Source organism: Sorangiineae bacterium MSr11954, from assembly GCA_037157815.1.
Taxonomy (GTDB): Bacteria; Myxococcota_A; Polyangia; order Polyangiales; family Polyangiaceae; genus Pendulispora; species Pendulispora albinea.
In genome coordinates this window covers 10,250,142-10,268,140 of the sequence record CP089984.1, presented here as the reverse complement: position 1 = coordinate 10,268,140, position 17,999 = coordinate 10,250,142, and the positions used below count along the sequence as shown (strand labels likewise).

Genomic DNA, 17,999 nt, shown 5'->3' with positions numbered 1-17,999 from the left:
CGCCCGGCTCGGGTGCGATAGGGAGAAAACCATGCAGCGACGACCCGAAGGGCCGAGCCCTCTTCGCGATCGCGATGGTCGTGCCGGGAGGACCTGCGAGGCGCCGGGCTCGGGGGAGCCCACCCGCAAAGAATAAGGTGACGCGCCCCGCTGTCAATCCGCGCCCGCGCAGCACATCCGCCGCGGCCGCCGGCGCAAGGGCGCGCGTCCTCGCCGCCGCAAGCCCCAACGCCTCAATACGGACGGCGAAAGCGCGCCAGCGCCAGCTTGGCGATCGCGTTCACCAAGCTGCCGTAGCGAATCCCCGCAGCCTGCGCCGCGGTGGCGAACTCCCCGGATTTTTCGAGGTAGCAGCTGGCGTTCACCTCGATCACGTAGACTTCGCCCGCGGGCGTCAGCCGCAGATCGATGCGCCCGTAGTCGCGCACGCGGAGCGCGCGGTAGGCGTCGAGGGCCACGCGTTGCAGTTGCAGCTTCGTCTCGTTTGGAATTTCGGCGATCTTCGACTTGGTGCCTTTGTACTCGGGGCTCGACTTGACCCATTTGGCGCGGCGCCCGAGGACGCGCGGCATCCCCGCGGGCAGCCCCGAAAAGTCCATCTCGATGGGCGGCAGCGCGATGGGCTTTCGATTGCCGAGCACGCCCACATAGAACTCGCGGCCCTCGATGTACTCTTCCACCAGCGCCGCGTCCTTGATCTTCTCGTGGATGGCCACGATGCGCTTCATCATTTGCGTCGCGCTGCGGACGAGGGAGTCGGTCTCGATGCCGATGGATGCGTCCATGCGCAGCGGCTTGACGATGAGCGGCATGCGCAGGCGGCCGCTCGTATCGGGATAGCTATCGTGCCGGAAGACGGCGTAGTTGGGAAAAGGGACGCCGTGGTAGGCGAGGATCTCCTTGGTGAGCGCTTTGTCCTGCTGCAGGTAGTATTCGCCCGGCCCGCCCCCCGTGTGCCGCACGCACAAAAGCTGCAGAGCCCCCGCCACCCCGATTTCACCCGCGAAGTGGCGCCCGAACGACTCGACCAAGTTGAACACGAGCCCCGGCCGCTGCGCGCGGATGCCCTCGATGAGCGCCGCCACGTCGCCGTGCACGGCCAGGACCTTCACCGTGTGCTTCTCCGAACGCAGGGCCTCGGCGACTTGGTCCACGACCACGTCGTACTTCGTGTCCCCCTTCTTCTCGAGGTGCGTCAGGACGGTGACGCGCATCAGCCGTTCGTGGCGGGTCCGGGTTGCGAGAGCACGTCGAAGAGCGCATCCGGCGCGTCGACGTGAACCCAGTGGCCAGCGTCGGGGATGATGTCGACCGTGACCCTGGGGTCGTTCTTGGCCGCGCGGGCTGCGCGCTCGCGGTCCGCTTCATCGAGGACGAGCGAGCGCCCGCCGATGATCAGGTGCACCGAGGTGCCCGGCGGCGACTCCACCACCGGCCAGAAGTCGCGCGCGAAGTAGTCCTGAAGCAGCGCTCCGATGGCGTCGAGATCGAGCCGGAAACGGAAGCCTCCTTCGGTCTTGTCCACGTTCATGGCGAGCCATTGGATCATGCCGATGTCGAGACCTCCGTCGGCGAGCGCCTCGTTGAAGGCCGCGCGCGTCGGAAAGAGAGGAGGGAGGGACCGCAGCAGATTGTACACGCGGACCGTCGATTCCGAGCCCGCCGCGTTCGGTCGGGCGCCCGGGGTGGAGTCGATGATCCACGCTTCGTCGAGCGCGCGCCCCGCCTCCGCGCGCTGCGCGACGTACTGCAGCGCTACCTTGCCACCGAAGCTGTGCCCCACCACGCCGGCGACGCTTCCGCCTCGCTCCGCCACGGTTGGCTCGAGGGTCGCGAGATCGCGCGCCGCCGATTCGATGGTGTGCGGCCCCTCGAACCCTTGCGAGCGCCCGTGCATGCGCAGGTCGACCAGAACGAGCCCCAGGCTCGGCTGCGCCAGCACCCAGCGCCGGGCCAAGGTTCGGAAGTTGTTTCCGCTCCCCAGGATCCCATGGAGAAAGAAGATCCAGCGGGACGGCGCGTGATCGGGGGCGGTGACGAAGGTGTGTGAAAGCGTAGGGAGGTTCGAGCCCATCGTTGTCGAGCCAAGAACTCTACCAGGATGCTCGGCGCGTCTACCTGGAAGACGCGGCGCCGCGCGCGTGCTCCTGTCCCTTTCGCGTTCGCGGACCGAGCACGCGAGCCAGCTCGTCCGCGCAGACCTTGAGCGGCTCCGAGCTTTGTTCGGCCTTGGCCATGGCCATCGCCCCCGAGTACGAGGCCACGATCAATGTGGCGAGCGCCTCCGGATCCGTCTCGCCTTTTCCCGCGCGTCGCTCGGTGCGCAGGCGCTCGGCGAGCGCGCGCCGCCAGGTCTCGAAGACCTCGCGAACCGCCGCGCGGAAGTCGGGGTCGGCCAGCGAGAGCTCGAGCGCCAAGTTGCCGAGCGGGCAGCCTTGCACGGCGCCGCGCTCGTCCAAGCTCGCGATGATCGCGTCGAAGACCTCGAAGATGCCCTCGCTCGCGGCGCGGGCCGATTGAACGGGCTCGATCCAGGTCGTGTTCACTTCGCGGGCGACCCGCTCGCGGATCACCGCCAGCCCCAGATCCTTCTTCGTCGGAAAGTGATGGTAGAGCGCGCCGCCCGTCATCCCCGCCGCGCTCAGGATCTCGTGCATGCTCGTGGCGTGATAGCCGCGCGCCTGAAAAGCCTCCGCGGCCACGTCGAGCACGCGCCGCCGCATCCCGTCCGGATCGTTGGTGCGCTTGCGTCCCGCCGCACGCCTCTCGCTCATGCTTGGCACCCTAGCGCAAATCGCAGGCGGCTCGATTGACAAACCGGACGACCCGCCGGTATTAACAAAACCGGACACCCGGTCTGTTTTACGTTGCACCTTGGAGCATCTGGACGCCATGCCGACTTACTCCCCCATCATCGAGCTCAGGCAATACACGCTTCGCCCTGGAACACGCGACACCATGATCGCCCTCTTCGACCGCGAGTTCGTGGAGACGCAAGAGGCCACGGGCATGAAGATCATCGGCCAATTTCGCGATCTCGACGATCCCAATCAATTCGTATGGCTGCGCGGCTTCGACGATATGGCCGCGCGCCGAAATGCGCTCACCGCATTTTACGACGACGGCACGGTTTGGAAAGAACACCGCGATGCCGCCCGCGCCACCATGGTCGATACGAACAACGCCATCCTCTTGCGCCCCGCGCGTGAAGGCTCCGGCTTCGAGCTCCCGGACGGCGACCGCGCGCCGCGGGATGCATCCGATGCGCCCGATGCGCCCGCGCGCGGCCTTTTGAGCGGCACGCTCCTGTCCCTCGATGCACCCATCGACTCGGCTTACCTCGACTTCTTCGAACGCGAGCTCGAACCGGTGCTGAACGATTGCGGTGCATCGATGGCCGCCGTCCTGGTGAGCGAGGAGAGCCCGAATACCTATCCACCGCTTCCGGTGCGCGAGGGGAATTGGTTCGCTTGGTTTTCGCGCTTTCCTGATCATGCCGCCCACGAGGCCTACCTCGCGGCGCTCGAGCAATCGCCGCGCCGGCACGTGTTCGGCCGCCACGCCGTCGGCAAACCGCAGGTTCTGCGGCTCGCGCCGACGGCGCGCTCACTGCTCCGCGGGTGAGTTCAGGATCACGTTGCCAATGGCGGATGGGCAATAGCCAGGGTTCCGAATTTGCCAATAGCGTGGGGTCGCCGCGGAGCTGTCGGCGGCCGAACAGCCGACCGGGGGCGACGCGGGGATCCCAATCCAGGTATTTCCCGTCACCGTGATGGGCGGGGTGTCGAGCTTGTTTCCCGCCGAACGCCCGTCGAGGAACGCGTTGCAGGCGCCGCAAATGATGAACGTGTTCTTTCCCGGATCCTTCGGGGTGCCGAAGTCCAGCACGGCGCCCGACTCGATCCATACGTCGTGCTGCTTGTCGGCAAAGGTCGACTCGCGCGCCTTGACCGTACACCGTCCGCCGATATAGAGGCCCGCCCGAGCGTTGTTGACGAAGCTGGTGCGGGTCACCGTGAGCGGCAGGCTCGTTATCTTGTAGCCGGTGAGGATCCCGAAGGGGTTGTTGTCGTGAATCTTCGCGTCGGTGATGGTGACCACCGATTCGTACGGCAGCCAAATGCCGCCCGTTCCATCGTCATCGGGCTCGCCGTTGGCGTCGATTTCGGTGCCGGTCACCGTGAGCGTACCGCGGCTGCGGAAGCTGATGCCGTTCCAGCTGTGGTGCAGCCGCCCGCCCACGACATGGAGCGACGCTTGCTCGACGGCCTCCACCGCGTCGGCCCAGGCGTCCGCGTCCACCGATTCCAAGGTGACGTTCGCATGGCCCAGCGCATAGATGCCGACATAGACGTGGTGAACGCGGACCCCCACCACGGTCGCCGCGCCGGCGTTGACCGAAACGCCTTCGCAAAAGCCCGACACGTCGAGGCTCTCGATCCGCGCATCTCCCGCGAGGGCGAGGCCCACTTGCCCTTTGCCCACCGCGCACACTTCGCTGCTCGGGCCCACGATGCGCGTCTTCTCGGCGCTCTCCCCTTTAATCGTGAGCCCCGCGAGGACGTTGGGGGCGGATGTCACGGGGGAGTGGCTCGTGATGGTCGGGAACGTCTCTCCGTGCTGGGCGTCGTAGGTGCCGTCGCGAAGAAGAATCGTATCGCCCTCGCCTGCCACGGAGATGGCCTTGGTGAGCGAGCGAAACGGGCTACCCTCGGTGCCCGCCGGCTCCGCGCTCGACGCGGGGTTCGCGTCGATCGTCGAAGCGTCGCGGCTGTCGCGACCGTCCGGCGATGCGACGATGGGGCCGATGGTCACCGCGTCCGCGTACGAAACCGTACCGTTTGCGACGCGCGCCGTGAGCGGCTGCTTTCCGAGCGGCGCGCCGTGCGGGACCTTCACGGTGAACGCGAGGGTCGTGGGCGTGTTCTCGGTGACGATCCCGAAGATGGCTTTGTCCGCCGGCCCCACGCGGACTTCTTCCGCGCCCTCGAGGCGCGTGCCCACCACGTGCACCGTCACGGCTGTGTCGGTGGGTGGCGCGCCAAATCCCTGTCGAAGGGGGCCGTCGGCGGTGACGCGTGCGATGCTGGATGGTTCACGGATGATGGTCGCATCGTCCTTCGGTCGCACCGGGGTCGGGCTCGCCGGATCGGACGGACCGCACGCGAATGCGAGGAGGATCAGTGACGCCCATGCTCCTCGGGTAAGCATTCCGCCATTTATCGACATGGAACGATGCGTCGTCAACCGCGGTCACCGCGGCCACGTCGTGCCGTCACGTACCCGCCGTCACGTCTCGTAGCGGCCACTCTGTTGCCAATTCATGGCGAGCGCCGTCACCAAGCTGGTAATGGCAATCGTCAGCTCTTGTTCGCGCTCGACGCGAAAGGTGAGCGCAAGCGCATCGGCGCGTTCGGCCATCTGCTCGATGAGCCATCGGGTGCGCTCGGGCATATGTCCCGTCCAATGGAACACCGAGCCTGGAAGATCGCGCTCGACGCGGCGGAGCAGGTCCGAAACGGCGAGGCGCACGCCGATTTCGGGGCTCTCGGCGAAGAGGGTGGAGAGCATGCGATCGAGCCCCGATACATGCCCGCCGGGGAGGCTGGTGGCCTCCTGATAAAATTGCTCGAGCGACATCGAGAGCGTCGCCACGTCTCCATCCAGCTCCGCCAAGGTGGTTATCGGATCGCGCTCGCGAATTTCGAGCATCACGCGATCGCAATATTCGAGCTTGCGCAACGCCCCCGGCCACTTTGCGTACTCTTTGCGCCAATCCAGCTCGGGTGTCATCCACACCGCGAATGTCTCCGACCAATCCTCGTCGGGGTGCTTTTGCGCATACCAACCCGGAAGATGATGAACGAACTCGCGGCTGAAAGGGCGCGGGCGATACTCCTCTTCATACGGCCGCGACATCGAGCCAAAGCGCTCCGACCAATCTTTGCGGTCGTGCAGGCGGTACGCGTAGTTCATCACGTGGCCCATCTCGTGCCGCAGATATTGCAGTATCTCCTTTGGCCCCGCGCCCTCCACGTGACAGGCCCGCTCGGCGTGGATCAACGTGAGCTCCGGGCGCACCAGGTAGAAGGGAATCGCGATGGCGACGGTCTCCTCCGGAACACCCCACTCCGTCGAGAGGTAATAGCGCGGACGAACGCGCGTGATGCGCGCGCGCAGCAGCTCCTTTTCGAACTGAGCAATCACCGGCTCGAGGACGGTTCCCGCGATCGTCAGCCCGAGCTCCCGAATGGGCGTGCGTCGAGCCGCTGTGGTCGCTTCCTCGAAGGGGATCATGGTGCTCCGGGGCAGAGATTAGCGCCGCCGCGGGACGCCGCGAAGTGGAACCACGGCAGTAGCTATGATACCGGGGCAACATGTCGGTGAAAAGGGTCGGCTCAGCCTGGTTCTTCGGGGCCGCTGTGCTTGCATTTACCTCCGCCGGGTGCCGCGGCAGCGGAAACGAGGCCAAGAACGAGCCGGACGCCGCCGTGGAAGGAACCGTCGTGCCCATGGCCTCGGCGCCGGGCGATGCCGGGGCGTCAGCGGCCCCCGCCCTTCCGCGCGTCGCGGCCCTCGTGTCGCCCGCGCCGGTATTCAGTGCGACCGAATTTCCACCGCGCGATCCGAGCAAGGCGGCCGAGGAGCGTCAGGGCGTCATCCGACTCGGTTCTCTTCGCAAAGGGGCCATCGTGGAGGTAAAGCCCCACGTCATCAAAAAGAGCAATTGCCCCGAGGGCTGGTACGAGCTCGTCTCCGGCGGCTTCATGTGCGGCAAGTTCGTGACCCCCGATTTGAACAACAAGGAGCTCGCCAACGCCGCGCACCTCCCGTACACCGACGGGCCGCTGCCCTACGACTACGGGTTGAACCTCACCAACGGCACACCGCTCTACCGCCGCATTCCCCAGCGCAAAGAGCGCGCGGAGGCCGAGCGCGGGCTCGCCATCGGCAAGACCAAGCGCGGGGCCGATGGCAAGGCGCTCCCCACCCCCGAAGCCGCCGCGATGGCCGCGTCCGGGGCCGACGCGCCCTGGTACGTGAAGAACCATGGCGGGGGCCGGCCGCAGGTCACCTTCGAGGAGCTGAAGGGCGAGACGGGCCTCATCGTACTTCGTATGGTGCGCGGGTTTTATTTGTCGCTCGACAAAGAAATCAAAGTACCCGGCGGAAAAATGTGGCGCACCACCGACGGCTATTACGTCCCTTCGGATCACATCCTGGTGCACAAACCGACGACCGAGTTCGAAGGCGTTTGGGTCGGCCGCGACGACGAGAAGCGAAAGCTGCCGCTCGGCTTCGTCACCAACCCCCGCGCCTGGCGCTACGAGTACGACGACGCGGAGAAGCGGGTGCGCCGCCACGAGAGCTTGTCGCGTTTTTCCATCCTGCAGCTCACGGGAAAGAAGAACATCGTCGACGAGCGCGCCTACTACGAGACAGCCGAAAATTTCTGGATGAAGGATCTCGACGGGCGCGCGCTTCGGGCCATGCCACCCCCGCCCGATCTGAAGCCTGGCGAGAAGTGGATCGATATCAATGTAAAGTCGCAGTCGCTGGTGGCCTACGAAGGCGAAAAGCCCGTCTACGCCACCATCGTCTCCACCGGCCGCCACAACGACGAGGACAAGACCCAAGATCACCACACGATCCAAGGCTCGTTCCAAATCCGTGAAAAGTTCACGGCCGCCACCATGGACGACGACGCCACCAGCGAGGGGCCCTATTCGATCCAAGACGTCCCCTGGATCATGTACTTCCACGGCAGCTACGCCACCCACGGCGCCTTTTGGCACTCCAACTTCGGGCACGAGCGAAGCCACGGCTGCGTAAACATGACACCGCACGACGCAAAGGTGCTCTTCGAGTGGGCGGGGCCCGTCTTGCCAAAGGGTTGGCACGCCGTGCGGGCCACCGACAAAAATCCGGGGACGCGCGTCATCGTTCATGAGTGAGAGCGCCGTCGCGAAGAAGGATCAACCGCCAGGGCGCCAGGATCGCCAGGGATTATGATGTTTTGATTTCTCTTCTCTTTCTCTTGGCGGCGCTAGCGCCCTGGCGGTTCGATGCTCTGGGGTGGTCGCGAAGAAGGATCAACCGCCAGGGCGCCAGGATCGCCAGGGATTATGATGTTTGATTTTTCTCGTTCTCTTTCTCTTGGCGGCGCTAGCGCCCTGGCGGTTCGATGCTCTGGGGTGGTCGCGAAGAAGGATCAACCGCCAGGGCGCCAGGATCGCCAGGGATTATGATGTTTGATTTTTCTCGTTCTCTTTCTCTTGGCGGCGCTAGCGCCCTGGCGGTTGATGCTTCGGGGTGGTCGCGAAGAAGGATCGACCGCCAGGATGCTGGGGCCGCACAGATGCAGCCGGGATTGATTGATGGATGCAGATAGAGAGTTTGATTTTTTGATTTATGAGCCCCGCGTGGCGGTGCTTGCGCCCTGGCGGTAAAATCATGGACCCTGATCGAGTCGATCATGGCGAAGTTGATCCGTAACGCTGATCGCGTTGATCATGGCCATCACCGGGGAGGTCGCATCGCCGCGGGATGACGATTGATGGGGGCATGGTCCCCGTGTTGCACGGTCGCGCGCGCTCGTCGTTCAGTTCCTCTTCACGTTACAGGAGCGCAAATGCGATTGTTCAAAGCCCTTCCGGCCATGGTGCTCGCGGCGGCAACCGCCGCCGTCGTTGCAACGGGTGGCGTTGCCGAGACCAAGGCTGCCGGCCCCGTCAAGACGGCCGCAGCGATTCCCAGCCGTGTCTTTGCTCCCTACTTCGAGGCTTGGACCGGGGAGAGCCCCGCGACCTTGTCTCAGCAGTCCGGCGCAAAATTCCTGACGATGGCGTTTTTGCAAACCGCGTCCCGAGGCTCGTGCACCGTTCTTTGGAACGGAGATGCCGGTATGCCGGTGTCCCAATCCATCTTCGGCAATGACTTTGCGACCATCCGCAGCAATGGCGGAGATGTCATTCCGGCCTTCGGCGGCTACACCGCCGGAAATACGGGCACCGAGATCGCCGATAGCTGCACGGACGTCTCCAAGATCGCCGCCGCCATCCAAAGCGTCATCACCACCTACAATATCACGCGTATCGACTTCGACATCGAAGACAATTCGCTCACCAACACCGCCGGCATCGACCGCCGAAATAAGGCAGTCAAGCAGGTCGAGGATTGGGCGGCCGCCAATGGCCGCACCCTCCAGGTTACCTACACGCTGCCCACCACCGTCAACGGCCTGGCGGAGACGGGGCTCGCCGTCATGCGCAACGCGGTGTCCAACAACGCGCGGATCGACATCGTCAACATCATGACCTTCGACTATTACGATGGGAATCCCAACCATCAAATGGCGGAGGACACGAAGACGGCCGCCGCCGGCCTGCGCAATCAATTGGGGCAGCTGTATCCGGGTAAAACACCCGCGCAGCTCGCCGCCATGATCGGCGTGACGGAGATGATTGGCATCGACGACTTCGGCCCGGGCGAGACCTTCCAGAAGGCCGACGCCAACCCCGTGCTCAATTGGGCGAACTCCTTCGGCATCAGCCAAATATCGTTCTGGGCGCTGCAGCGCGACAATGGCAAGTGCCCGGGCACGGGCGCGCGAAACGATTGCTCCGGCATCGACCAACCCACGTGGTTCTTCACCCAAGCGTTCGCGCCCTTCACCAGCGGGGGCACCGGAAACGACTTTTCGATCGGCGTAGCCCCCGAATCGGGCACCGTGAAACCCGGCGAGTCGGCCACGGCCACCGTGAGCACCTCCGTCACGTCGGGGCAGGCGCAGACCGTGAATCTCCAAGTGAGCGGCGCGCCGCAAGGCGTGAGCGCCACGGTGAGCCCCTCCTCGGTCACGGCCGGTGGCTCCGCGACCCTGACGGTGTCGACCTCGGCAACGACCGCGCTCGGCTCGTACCCCATTACCGTAACGGGGGCGGCGCCGTCCGGCTCCCGCACCGCCATCTATACGCTCAAGGTGAGCAACGGCCCGCCCCCGGGCAAGGTCGTCAATGGCGACTTCGAGAGCGGCGTGCTCGATCCCTGGAGGGGGCAGCCGGGCGACGCGATTGTCAGCACTCCGACGCACGGAGGCAGCAAGGCGCTCTTGGTGGCGGCGACCGCCTCTCAGAATGGTCAAGCCGAACAGACGGTTACATTGGAGCCCAATAAGAGCTACACCTTGAAGGCCTGGGTCCAGGGCAATTTTGCCTTCGTCGGTGTCTCCGGAGGCGCATCCGCCAGCACCTGGACCTCGTCCTCCACCTGGAAGCAGGTCTCGCTGCCGTTTACCACCGGCGCGTCCAATAGCGTCACGGTGTGGGTCCATGGCTGGTTTGGCCAAGGCAATGTGTTCGTGGATGACGTTACGATTGAATAATTGAACGCCCTGACGACGCACTGCTCCCTGATGGATCCATTGGCGCGGGAAGCAGTGCGCCGTCGTACTCTTTGCGCCAACGGCGAAAAAACCATTTCTCGGATGTCAAAACGTATACATCGATCTAAGGTTGAGCCGTCCGATGTGATGGCCGCGTTGGGGGGTCGAGCGGCGCTCTCGAGGGAGCTCGACCATGAAGATGCGTATGTTTTCGCTTTTGGCGGCCGCTTGCGGTGTGGGCGCCGGTGTTCTGGCTGCGTGCGACGATAGTGGCACGAGCCCGCACCCGGGCTTCGACGGTGGAGTTCCCGATGGCGGTGGCCCGCGCCCCGATGCGGGAAATGCAAACGACGCAGGAGCCGACGCGGACGCACCGAGGAAATGCACGCCATCGCTGCAGGCGTCGGGCGCTGCATTCGGTGATTGGGATACGCGATTTACGCTCGCAGGTCTCACGGGGCGCGATGGCGGTGCGCCCACCGTGCACGATATCGTGCGCGACACCGATGGCAGCTTGCTCGTCGCGGGCTATTTCCGTTGGGCGGGCAACCTGCGCGTGGACGGCCTCGCGCGCTGGCGCAATGGAGCATGGGAGCCGGGGCGCACGAATTGGAATGGGCACAATCCCGGCCAGGGCGGTTTTACCGCCGTCGCCGTAGGCCCTTCCGGCGAGCTCGCGCTGGCGGCCACCTTGGGTGGGATCGATGATCCGGACGAGATTTGGGTCGACCGAGGCAAGGGGCTCGAGGTGGTGGGCCGCTACCTGGGGCCCGTGCGGCGCCTGGTTTGGATCGATGGAAAGCTCTGGGCCGGCGGCGGCTTGGAGCTCGAGAAGGGCGGACCAAAGGGGCTCGCCATTTGGGATGGCACCACCTGGAGTGGCGCCAAAGGCGGCGGTCCCAATGATTACGTGTTCGATATCGTCCCCGATGCAAAAGGCCATGTCTTGGTGGCGGGTCAATTTCACGAGATCGGCGGCGTGCCCGCGGAGCTCGTCGCCGATTGGGATGGCACCGCGTGGAGCCCGGCGTATGGCATACCCGATCAGCCCACGGGGCGCGCGCTGACCCTCGCGCGCGATGGCCATGGAACGCTCTACGTAGGCGGTCTCTTTACCCTCGGCGAGGAGAACCGCGGCTCCGCGAGCTTGGCGAAATGGAATGGCACGAAGTGGGAGCTCGCCGGCAACGGCGTCGCCTACACCTGGGCCACCGGCGTCGTGAGCCACATTCTTCCGCACGACGGCGCGCTTTACGTGACTGGCTGCTTCGATCACGTCAACGGCGGCGAGGACTCCCCGAACCGCATCGCATCCGACGGCGTGGCCAAGTGGGACGGCACGCGGTGGACGTCGCTCGACGATGGCTCGAAGCCGGTGAGCAACGGGTGGCTCGAGTCCTCCTGTGGCTTCGAGCCCAGCCCCCGTGCGGTTTGGAGCATGCCTCGCCAGCGCCTGGCCGTGTCGGGCTCGAACGTGCTGGTGGGTGGCAATTTCGCGGGCGCGGGCGGTGTGCCGTCGCAGAGCATCGCGGTGCTCGATGGTCGCGCGTGGAAGGCAGCGGGAAAGGGCGAACAAGGGATCTCCGGAAAGATGCTGGCCGTGGCCTCGTCGCCCGAGTCGTGCACGGTCTACGGGCTCGCGGCGGCGAGCCACGCGGGCAGCGTGGTGCTCTCTTCGCGGTTCGTACGTTACGAGGACGGCGCCTGGAAGCCGGCGGGCCCGCCGCTGCCCGAGGCGGCGTATTGCGACCGCATCGCCGTCGGCAAAGGCGGGGGTCGCGATGCCATCGCGCTCGTGTGCGAGAACCGGACGGGGATGGAGCGGCCGGGGCTCGTCCTGGTGTTGAAAGACGGCGCGTGGTCGCCGCTCGTCACCGAGGAGCTGCCCAAGATCAACGACATCGGGTATGCGCCCGATGGGACCTTGTGGGTCGCCGGCGGCGAGGGCTCGAAGGCCTATCTCGCGCACGGGGCAGACGGAAAGCTGGTGCCGCAGGCGGGGAGCGACGCGTTCGACGGCGCCATTTACCGCATCGCATTTGCACCGCACAAAAACGATTCGGGTTACGACACCCTCGTCGGCGGCTTCTTTACGCGCATTGGAGGGTTTCCGGCCGACCGGATCGCGCGCTGGAATGGCAGCGCGTGGAGCGCGCTCGGTGAGGGCGCAGGCGGCACCGTCTCGGCCATCGCGGCCACGAAGGACGCCGTGTACATCGCCACGCACCCCGAAAATCAGCGCAATCGCAAGGTGCTCGCGCGCTGGGACGGAACGGCGTGGACGGAGCTCGCCACCCCGGCCAACGGCATCGCCGCGCCGCACGGCAAGAGCGTGCACACGTTCCTTTCGCTGCTCGCGCTCGACGGCGGCCGTCTCATCGCGGCCGGCGAAGTTTGGCCGGAGACGGGAGGACGCAACGCGTTCTACTTCGACGGGAGCAAGTTCTCCCCCATCTCCGGCGGCGTGTCCGCCATCGCCGTCGAATCGATGGCGCTCGGCGCTGACGCCATCTACTTCGCCGGGAACATCGCCGAGGTCGGCGACGGCGACACGCTTCGCCCATCGGTTGGCGTCGCGCGCCTCCCGTTTGCCGCGAAGGCACCGTGAACGTGCGCGCGGCGCCTCGATGGCTCCATTGGCGTGGAGCAGTGCGCCGTTGTGTACTCATTGCGTCAATGAGAGAGAAAACAAACTTCCCAGATGTCAAAACGTATACATCGATCTAAGGTTGAGCCGTCCCATAGGATGGCCGCGTTGGGGGGTCGAGCGGCGCTCTCGAAGGAGCTCGACCATGAAGATGCGTATGTTTTCGCTTTTAGCGGCCGCTTGCGGTGTGGGCGCCGGTGTTCTGGCGGCGTGCGATGACAATGGCACGAGCCCGCACCCTGGGCTCGATTCCGGAGCTCCGGACGGCGGCGGTCCCGATGCGCGCGTCGATTCCGGCAGCGATGCAGGCGCCGACGCCGACACACCGGGGAAATGCCCGCCATCGCTGGCAGCGAGCGCCTCATTTGGTCCATGGGATACGAGCTTTACCCTTCCGGGGCTCACCGGGCGCGATGGCTGGACGCCCTCCGTGCTCGATATGGCCCGGGACGTCGATGGCAGCTTGCTCGTTGCTGGCTATTTCCGCTGGGCGGGCAACCTCCGCACCGATGGCCTCGCGCGCTGGCGCAACGGCGTTTGGGAGCCGGGGCGCACGAATTGGAACGGGCTCGATCAAAAATTCAGCGGTTTTTCTGCGGTCGCAGTGGGGCCTTCCGGCGAGCTCGCGCTGGCGGCGCATGGGAAGTCGTTCGGTGATCCGGACGAGATTTGGATCGACCGAGGCAAAGGGCTCGAGGTGGTGGGCCGCCATATGGGCCGCGCGCGACGCCTCGTTTGGATCGATGGAAAGCTCTGGGTCGGAGGCGGCGTCGAGTTCGAAAATGGAGGGCCGAAGGGGCTCGCCATTTGGGACGGCACCGTATGGAGTGGCGCGAAAGGCGGCGATCCCGACTCGTACGTGTTCGATATCGTCCCCGATGCGAAAGGCCATGTCCTGGTGGCCGGCGAATTCAGCGTGATGGGCGGCGTGGCCGCGGAGTTCATCGCCGATTGGGATGGCACCGCGTGGAGCGGAGCGTATTCGCTGCCCAAGCAGGAGAGCGTTGCGCGCGCGCTCACCTTGGCGCGCGACGGCAGTGGAACGCTCTACGCCGGCGGATATTTCGTGCTCGGCGAGGAGACCCGAGCCTCCGCGAGCTTGGCGAAATGGGATGGGACGAAATGGGAGCTCGTGGGCAACGGGGTGGCATTCACCTACGCCAATGGCGTGGTGAGCCACATTCTCCCGCGCGATGGCGCACTTTACGTGACCGGTTGCTTCGACCACGTCAATGGCGGGGAGGGCTCCTCGGAGCGCATCGCATCGGCCGGCATGGCGAAGTGGGACGGTAAGCAGTGGACGTCCCTCGACGACGGCACGAAGCCGGTGCTCAACGGCTGGCAATCGTTGAACGGCTGCGGCTACGAGCCCAATCCCGCCGCGGTTTGGGAGATGCCGCGCCATCGCCTGGCCGTCTCGGGCGCGAATCTCCTCGTGGGCGGCAACATCGCGGGCGCGGGCGGCGTGACGTCGCAGAGCATCGTGGTGCACGACGGTCGCACGTGGAAGCCGGCGGGGGCGGGCGGACAGGGCATCTCCGGATCCATCGCCGCGGTGGCATCGGCGCCGGAGTCGTGCACGGTCTACGGGCTCGCGTCGGCGAGCCATGCCGGCGGCGCGCCGCTCTCTTCGCGGCTCGTTCGCTACGAGGGCGGCGCATGGAAGCCGGCCGGCCCGCCGTTGCCCGCGAACACGTATTGCGAGCGCATCGCCGTCGGCAAAGGCGATGTCGTCGCGCTCGCGTGCGAGAATCGGACGGGGATGGAGCGGCCGGGCCTCGTGCTGGTGTTGAAAGACGGCGCGTGGTCGCCGCTCGTCACCGAGGAGCTGCCCCACATTTACGATATCGGGTATGCGCCCGATGGATCCTTGTGGGTCGCCGGCGGCGACGCCACCAAGGCCTTCCTCGCGCGCTCGGAGGGGGGAAAGCTGGTGCAGCAGACGGGGAGCAGCGCATTCAATGGCGGCGTCTACCGCATCGCGTTTGCACCGCACGCGAATGATTCGGGTTACGACACCCTCGTCGGCGGCTACTTTACGCGGATTGGAGCGTTCCCGGCCGACCGGATCGCGCGCTGGAATGGCAGCGCGTGGAGCGCGCTCGGCGAGGGCGCAGGCGGCACCGTCTCGGCCATCGCCGCCACGAAAGATGCCGTGTACGTCTCCACGTATTTCGAGGACCAACCGAACCGCAAGGTGCTCGCGCGCTGGGACGGAAATGCGTGGACGGAGCTCGCCACACCGGCCAATGGTATCCCCGCGCCCAGCGGCCAGAGCGTGCACCACGTCGCGTCGCTGCTCGCGCTGAGCGGGGGCCGTCTGGTGGCGGCGGGCAGCCTCTTGCCGGAGACGGGAGGACGCAACGCCTTCTACTTCGATGGCACCAAGTTTTCGGCCCTCGGGGGCGGCGTCTCCGCGACCAATGTCGAGTCGCTCGCCCTTGGCGCGGACGCCGTCTACTTCGCCGGATCCATCGCCGAGACCGGCGACGGCGACACGCTTCGCCCGTCGGTGGGCGTCGCGCGCATCCCGTTTGCCGTCAAGGCGCCATGAAGACGCGTGTGTCTTCGCTCGTGGCGGTCGCCTTCGGCGTGGGGGCTTGCACGGTCGGCGCTTGCAGCGACGATGGCACGAATCCGCACCCCGTGCCCGACTCCGGAACGAACATCCCCGATGGCGGCGCCCCCGATGCCCGCGTCGATGCCGGCCCCGGCGCGGATGCGGGCCCCGACGCAGACGCACCGCGGAAATGCCCGCCATCGCTGCCCGCATCGGGCGCCCCATTCGGCGATTGGGATACACGATTTACGCTCGCGGGCCTCACGGGGCGCGATGGCGCGACGCCGACCGTTCACGATATCGCCCGTGACGTCGATGGCAGCTTGCTCGTGGCGGGTTATTTTCGCTGGGCGGGCGATCTACGCGTCGACGGTCTAGCGCGATGGCGCAATGGTGCGTGGGAGCCGGGGCGCACGAATTGGAATGGACGCGCGCTCGGACCGGGCGGCTTTTACGCGGTGGCGGTGGGGCCTTCCGGCGAGCTCGCGCTGGCCGCCAATGTGGGGCAATCCGGCGATCCGGACGAGATTTGGGTCGACCGCGGCAAGGGGCTCGAGGTGGTGGGCCGCTACATGGGGCTCGCGCGCCGCCTCGCATGGATCGATGGAAAGCTCTGGGTCGGCGGCGGCGTCGAGTTCGAGAACGGCGGGCCAAAGGGCCTGGCGATTTGGGACGGCGCCGCATGGAGCGGCGCAAAAGGCGGTGATCCCGACTCGTTCGTGTTCGATATCGTCCCCGACGACGGCCATGTTTTGGTGGCCGGCCAGTTTCACTCCATCGGCGGCGTGGCCTCGGACCTCATCGCCGATTGGGATGGCACTGCCTGGAGCGCGAAGTACCGTATGGCCAAGCCCGAGGTGCGCGTGCTGACCTTGGCGCGCGATCCGCATGGAACGCTCTACGCGGGTGGGCTCTTTACCTTGGGCGATGAAAACAAAGGCTCCGCGAGCTTGGCGAAATGGAATGGAACGAAGTGGGAGCTCGCCGGCAACGGTGTTGCATTTACAGGTGGCACCGGCGTGGTGAGCCACCTTCTCCCGCACGATGGGGCGCTCTATGTGACCGGCTGCTTCGACCACGTGGGCGGCGCGCGGAGCTCTCCGGATCGCATGGCCTCGGCGGGCATGGCGAAATGGGACGGTACGAAGTGGACGTCGCTCGACGATGGCGCCAAACCGGTGAGCAACGGCTGGTTCTCGTCGGGGCTCTGCGGATTCGAGCCGAACCCGAACGCGGTTTGGCAAATGCCGCGTCAGCGCCTCGGCGTGTCGGGCTCCGATGTGCTCGTGGGGGGCAACTTCGGGGGAGCGGGCGGCGTCGCGTCGCAGAGCATCGCGGTGCACGATGGCCGCGCGTGGAAGCCCGCCGGCACGGCTGGGCAGGGCATCTCCGGGAAAATCGCCGCGGTGGCATCGGCGCCCGAGTCCTGCACCGTTTACGGTCTCGCGGTGGGCACCCATGCGGGCGGGGCGCCTCTTTCGTCGCTGCTCGTTCGCTATGACGATGGCGCGTGGAAGGCGGCCGCCCCGCCGCTGCCCGAGAAGACGCGCTGCAACCGCATGGCCGCCGGCAAAGGCGACGCCATCGCGCTCGCGTGCGAGAGCCGGGCGGCGGCGGATCACCCGAGCCTGATCCTCGTTCGGAACGATGGCGCATGGTCGCCACTGGTGACCGAGGAGCTACCCAAGATCCACGACATCGGATATGCACCCGACGGGACCTTGTGGGTCGCTGGCGGCGATGGCAAAAAGGCTTTTCTCGCGCATTGGGAGGGCGCAAAGCTGGTGCCGCAGGCAGGAACCGATGCGTTCGATGGCGGTATCTACCGCATCGCATTTGCACCGCATGCGAACGATTCGGGCTACGACGTCCTCGCCGGCGGCTTCTTCAAGAACATCGGCACCCTCGCCGCCGACCGCATCGCGCGCTGGAACGGCACCGCATGGAGCGCGCTCGGCGAGGGCGCCGGCGGCACGGTCGTGGCGCTCGCGGCCACCAAAGATGCCGTGTACGTTGCCACGCCCAACGAGCGCCAACCCAATCGCAAGCTCCTCGCGCGTTGGGATGGAACGCGCTGGACGGAGCTGGCTACTCCCGACAACGGCCTTCCTGCGCCGTTCGACAAGACCGTGCACACCTTCACCTCGCTGCTCGCGCTGGACGGCGGCCGTCTCGTCGCGACGGGCAGCGTCTGGCCGGAGACGGGCGGACGCAATGCTTTCTACTTCGACGGAGCCAAGTTCTCCGCCATCGCCGGTGGCGTATCCGCCATCAGCGTCGAGTCGGTCGCGCTTGGCGCCGATGCTCTCTTCGTCGCCGGAACCATCGCCGAGGTAGGCGAAGGCGAGAAGCTTCGACCTTCGGTCGGCGTCGCGCGCATCCCGCTCGCTGGGGCGGTGCCGTGAGCG

General features: G+C 66.2%; 11 protein-coding genes. 6 read left to right on the top strand and 5 right to left on the bottom strand.

The window, feature by feature from the left end; genetic code table 11:
* Positions 1–233: 233 nt before the first annotated feature.
* The 3 genes from LZC94_40115 to LZC94_40105 are packed head-to-tail and all read right to left on the bottom strand — an operon-like array spanning position 234 to position 2,774.
* Positions 234–1,214, bottom strand: a complete 981-nt coding sequence (locus tag LZC94_40115) for an ATP-grasp domain-containing protein (protein WXB14024.1) — start codon at positions 1,212–1,214, stop codon at positions 234–236.
* Positions 1,214–2,074, bottom strand: a complete 861-nt coding sequence (locus LZC94_40110) for an alpha/beta hydrolase (GenBank protein ID WXB14023.1) — start codon at positions 2,072–2,074, stop codon at positions 1,214–1,216. The genes LZC94_40115 and LZC94_40110 overlap by 1 nt, the downstream gene beginning before the upstream one ends.
* 40 nt (positions 2,075–2,114) lie before the next feature.
* Positions 2,115–2,774: a TetR/AcrR family transcriptional regulator gene (locus LZC94_40105; GenBank protein WXB14022.1), complete on the bottom strand. Its 660-nt coding sequence runs from the start codon at positions 2,772–2,774 to the stop codon at positions 2,115–2,117.
* Between LZC94_40105 and LZC94_40100 the strand changes: the two genes are divergently transcribed.
* Positions 2,773–3,624 (top strand): NIPSNAP family protein, encoded by an 852-nt coding sequence (locus LZC94_40100; protein ID WXB14021.1) that lies wholly within the window; start codon positions 2,773–2,775, stop codon positions 3,622–3,624. The two genes, LZC94_40105 and LZC94_40100, sit on opposite strands and share 2 nt — an antisense overlap.
* Here the strand turns inward: LZC94_40100 and LZC94_40095 are convergent.
* Positions 3,607–5,211 carry a right-handed parallel beta-helix repeat-containing protein gene (locus LZC94_40095; protein WXB14020.1) on the bottom strand — a complete coding sequence of 535 codons (1,605 nt, stop codon included), beginning with the start codon at positions 5,209–5,211 and terminating at the stop codon, positions 3,607–3,609. The genes LZC94_40100 and LZC94_40095 overlap by 18 nt on opposite strands.
* A gap of 78 nt (positions 5,212–5,289) precedes the next feature.
* Positions 5,290–6,297, bottom strand: a complete 1,008-nt coding sequence (locus LZC94_40090) for a hypothetical protein (GenBank protein ID WXB14019.1) — start codon at positions 6,295–6,297, stop codon at positions 5,290–5,292.
* Positions 6,298–6,377: 80 nt separating this feature from the next.
* On the opposite strand from LZC94_40090, the gene LZC94_40085 reads away from it, so the two are divergent.
* The 5 genes from LZC94_40085 (at position 6,378) to LZC94_40065 (ending at position 17,996) form a co-directional block, all read left to right on the top strand.
* A complete protein-coding gene (locus LZC94_40085; protein ID WXB14018.1) occupies positions 6,378–7,955 on the top strand; it encodes a L,D-transpeptidase in 1,578 nt (525 codons plus the stop codon).
* A 677-nt stretch (positions 7,956–8,632) separates the two neighbouring features.
* A complete protein-coding gene (locus LZC94_40080) occupies positions 8,633–10,384 on the top strand; it encodes a glycosyl hydrolase family 18 protein (GenBank protein ID WXB14017.1) in 1,752 nt (583 codons plus the stop codon).
* A 193-nt stretch (positions 10,385–10,577) separates the two neighbouring features.
* Positions 10,578–12,992 carry a hypothetical protein gene (locus tag LZC94_40075; GenBank protein WXB14016.1) on the top strand — a complete coding sequence of 805 codons (2,415 nt, stop codon included), beginning with the start codon at positions 10,578–10,580 and terminating at the stop codon, positions 12,990–12,992.
* A gap of 184 nt (positions 12,993–13,176) precedes the next feature.
* Positions 13,177–15,585 (top strand): hypothetical protein, encoded by a 2,409-nt coding sequence (locus LZC94_40070; GenBank protein ID WXB14015.1) that lies wholly within the window; start codon positions 13,177–13,179, stop codon positions 15,583–15,585.
* Complete coding sequence (locus LZC94_40065) at positions 15,582–17,996, top strand: hypothetical protein (GenBank protein ID WXB14014.1); 2,415 nt, start codon at positions 15,582–15,584, stop codon at positions 17,994–17,996. Before LZC94_40070 ends, LZC94_40065 begins: the two co-directional genes overlap by 4 nt.
* Positions 17,997–17,999 lie beyond the last annotated feature (3 nt).

Coding starts and splice junctions, on each gene's coding strand:
- LZC94_40070 (WXB14015.1), top strand. CDS start 13,177: ATGAAGATGCGTATGTTTTCGCTTTTAGCGGCCGCTTGCGGTGTGGGC.
- LZC94_40080 (WXB14017.1), top strand. CDS start 8,633: ATGCGATTGTTCAAAGCCCTTCCGGCCATGGTGCTCGCGGCGGCAACC.
- LZC94_40100 (WXB14021.1), top strand. CDS start 2,773: ATGCTTGGCACCCTAGCGCAAATCGCAGGCGGCTCGATTGACAAACCG.
- LZC94_40110 (WXB14023.1), bottom strand. CDS start 2,074: ATGGGCTCGAACCTCCCTACGCTTTCACACACCTTCGTCACCGCCCCC.
- LZC94_40095 (WXB14020.1), bottom strand. CDS start 5,211: ATGCTTACCCGAGGAGCATGGGCGTCACTGATCCTCCTCGCATTCGCG.
- LZC94_40105 (WXB14022.1), bottom strand. CDS start 2,774: ATGAGCGAGAGGCGTGCGGCGGGACGCAAGCGCACCAACGATCCGGAC.
- LZC94_40115 (WXB14024.1), bottom strand. CDS start 1,214: ATGCGCGTCACCGTCCTGACGCACCTCGAGAAGAAGGGGGACACGAAG.
- LZC94_40065 (WXB14014.1), top strand. CDS start 15,582: ATGAAGACGCGTGTGTCTTCGCTCGTGGCGGTCGCCTTCGGCGTGGGG.
- LZC94_40090 (WXB14019.1), bottom strand. CDS start 6,297: ATGATCCCCTTCGAGGAAGCGACCACAGCGGCTCGACGCACGCCCATT.
- LZC94_40085 (WXB14018.1), top strand. CDS start 6,378: ATGTCGGTGAAAAGGGTCGGCTCAGCCTGGTTCTTCGGGGCCGCTGTG.
- LZC94_40075 (WXB14016.1), top strand. CDS start 10,578: ATGAAGATGCGTATGTTTTCGCTTTTGGCGGCCGCTTGCGGTGTGGGC.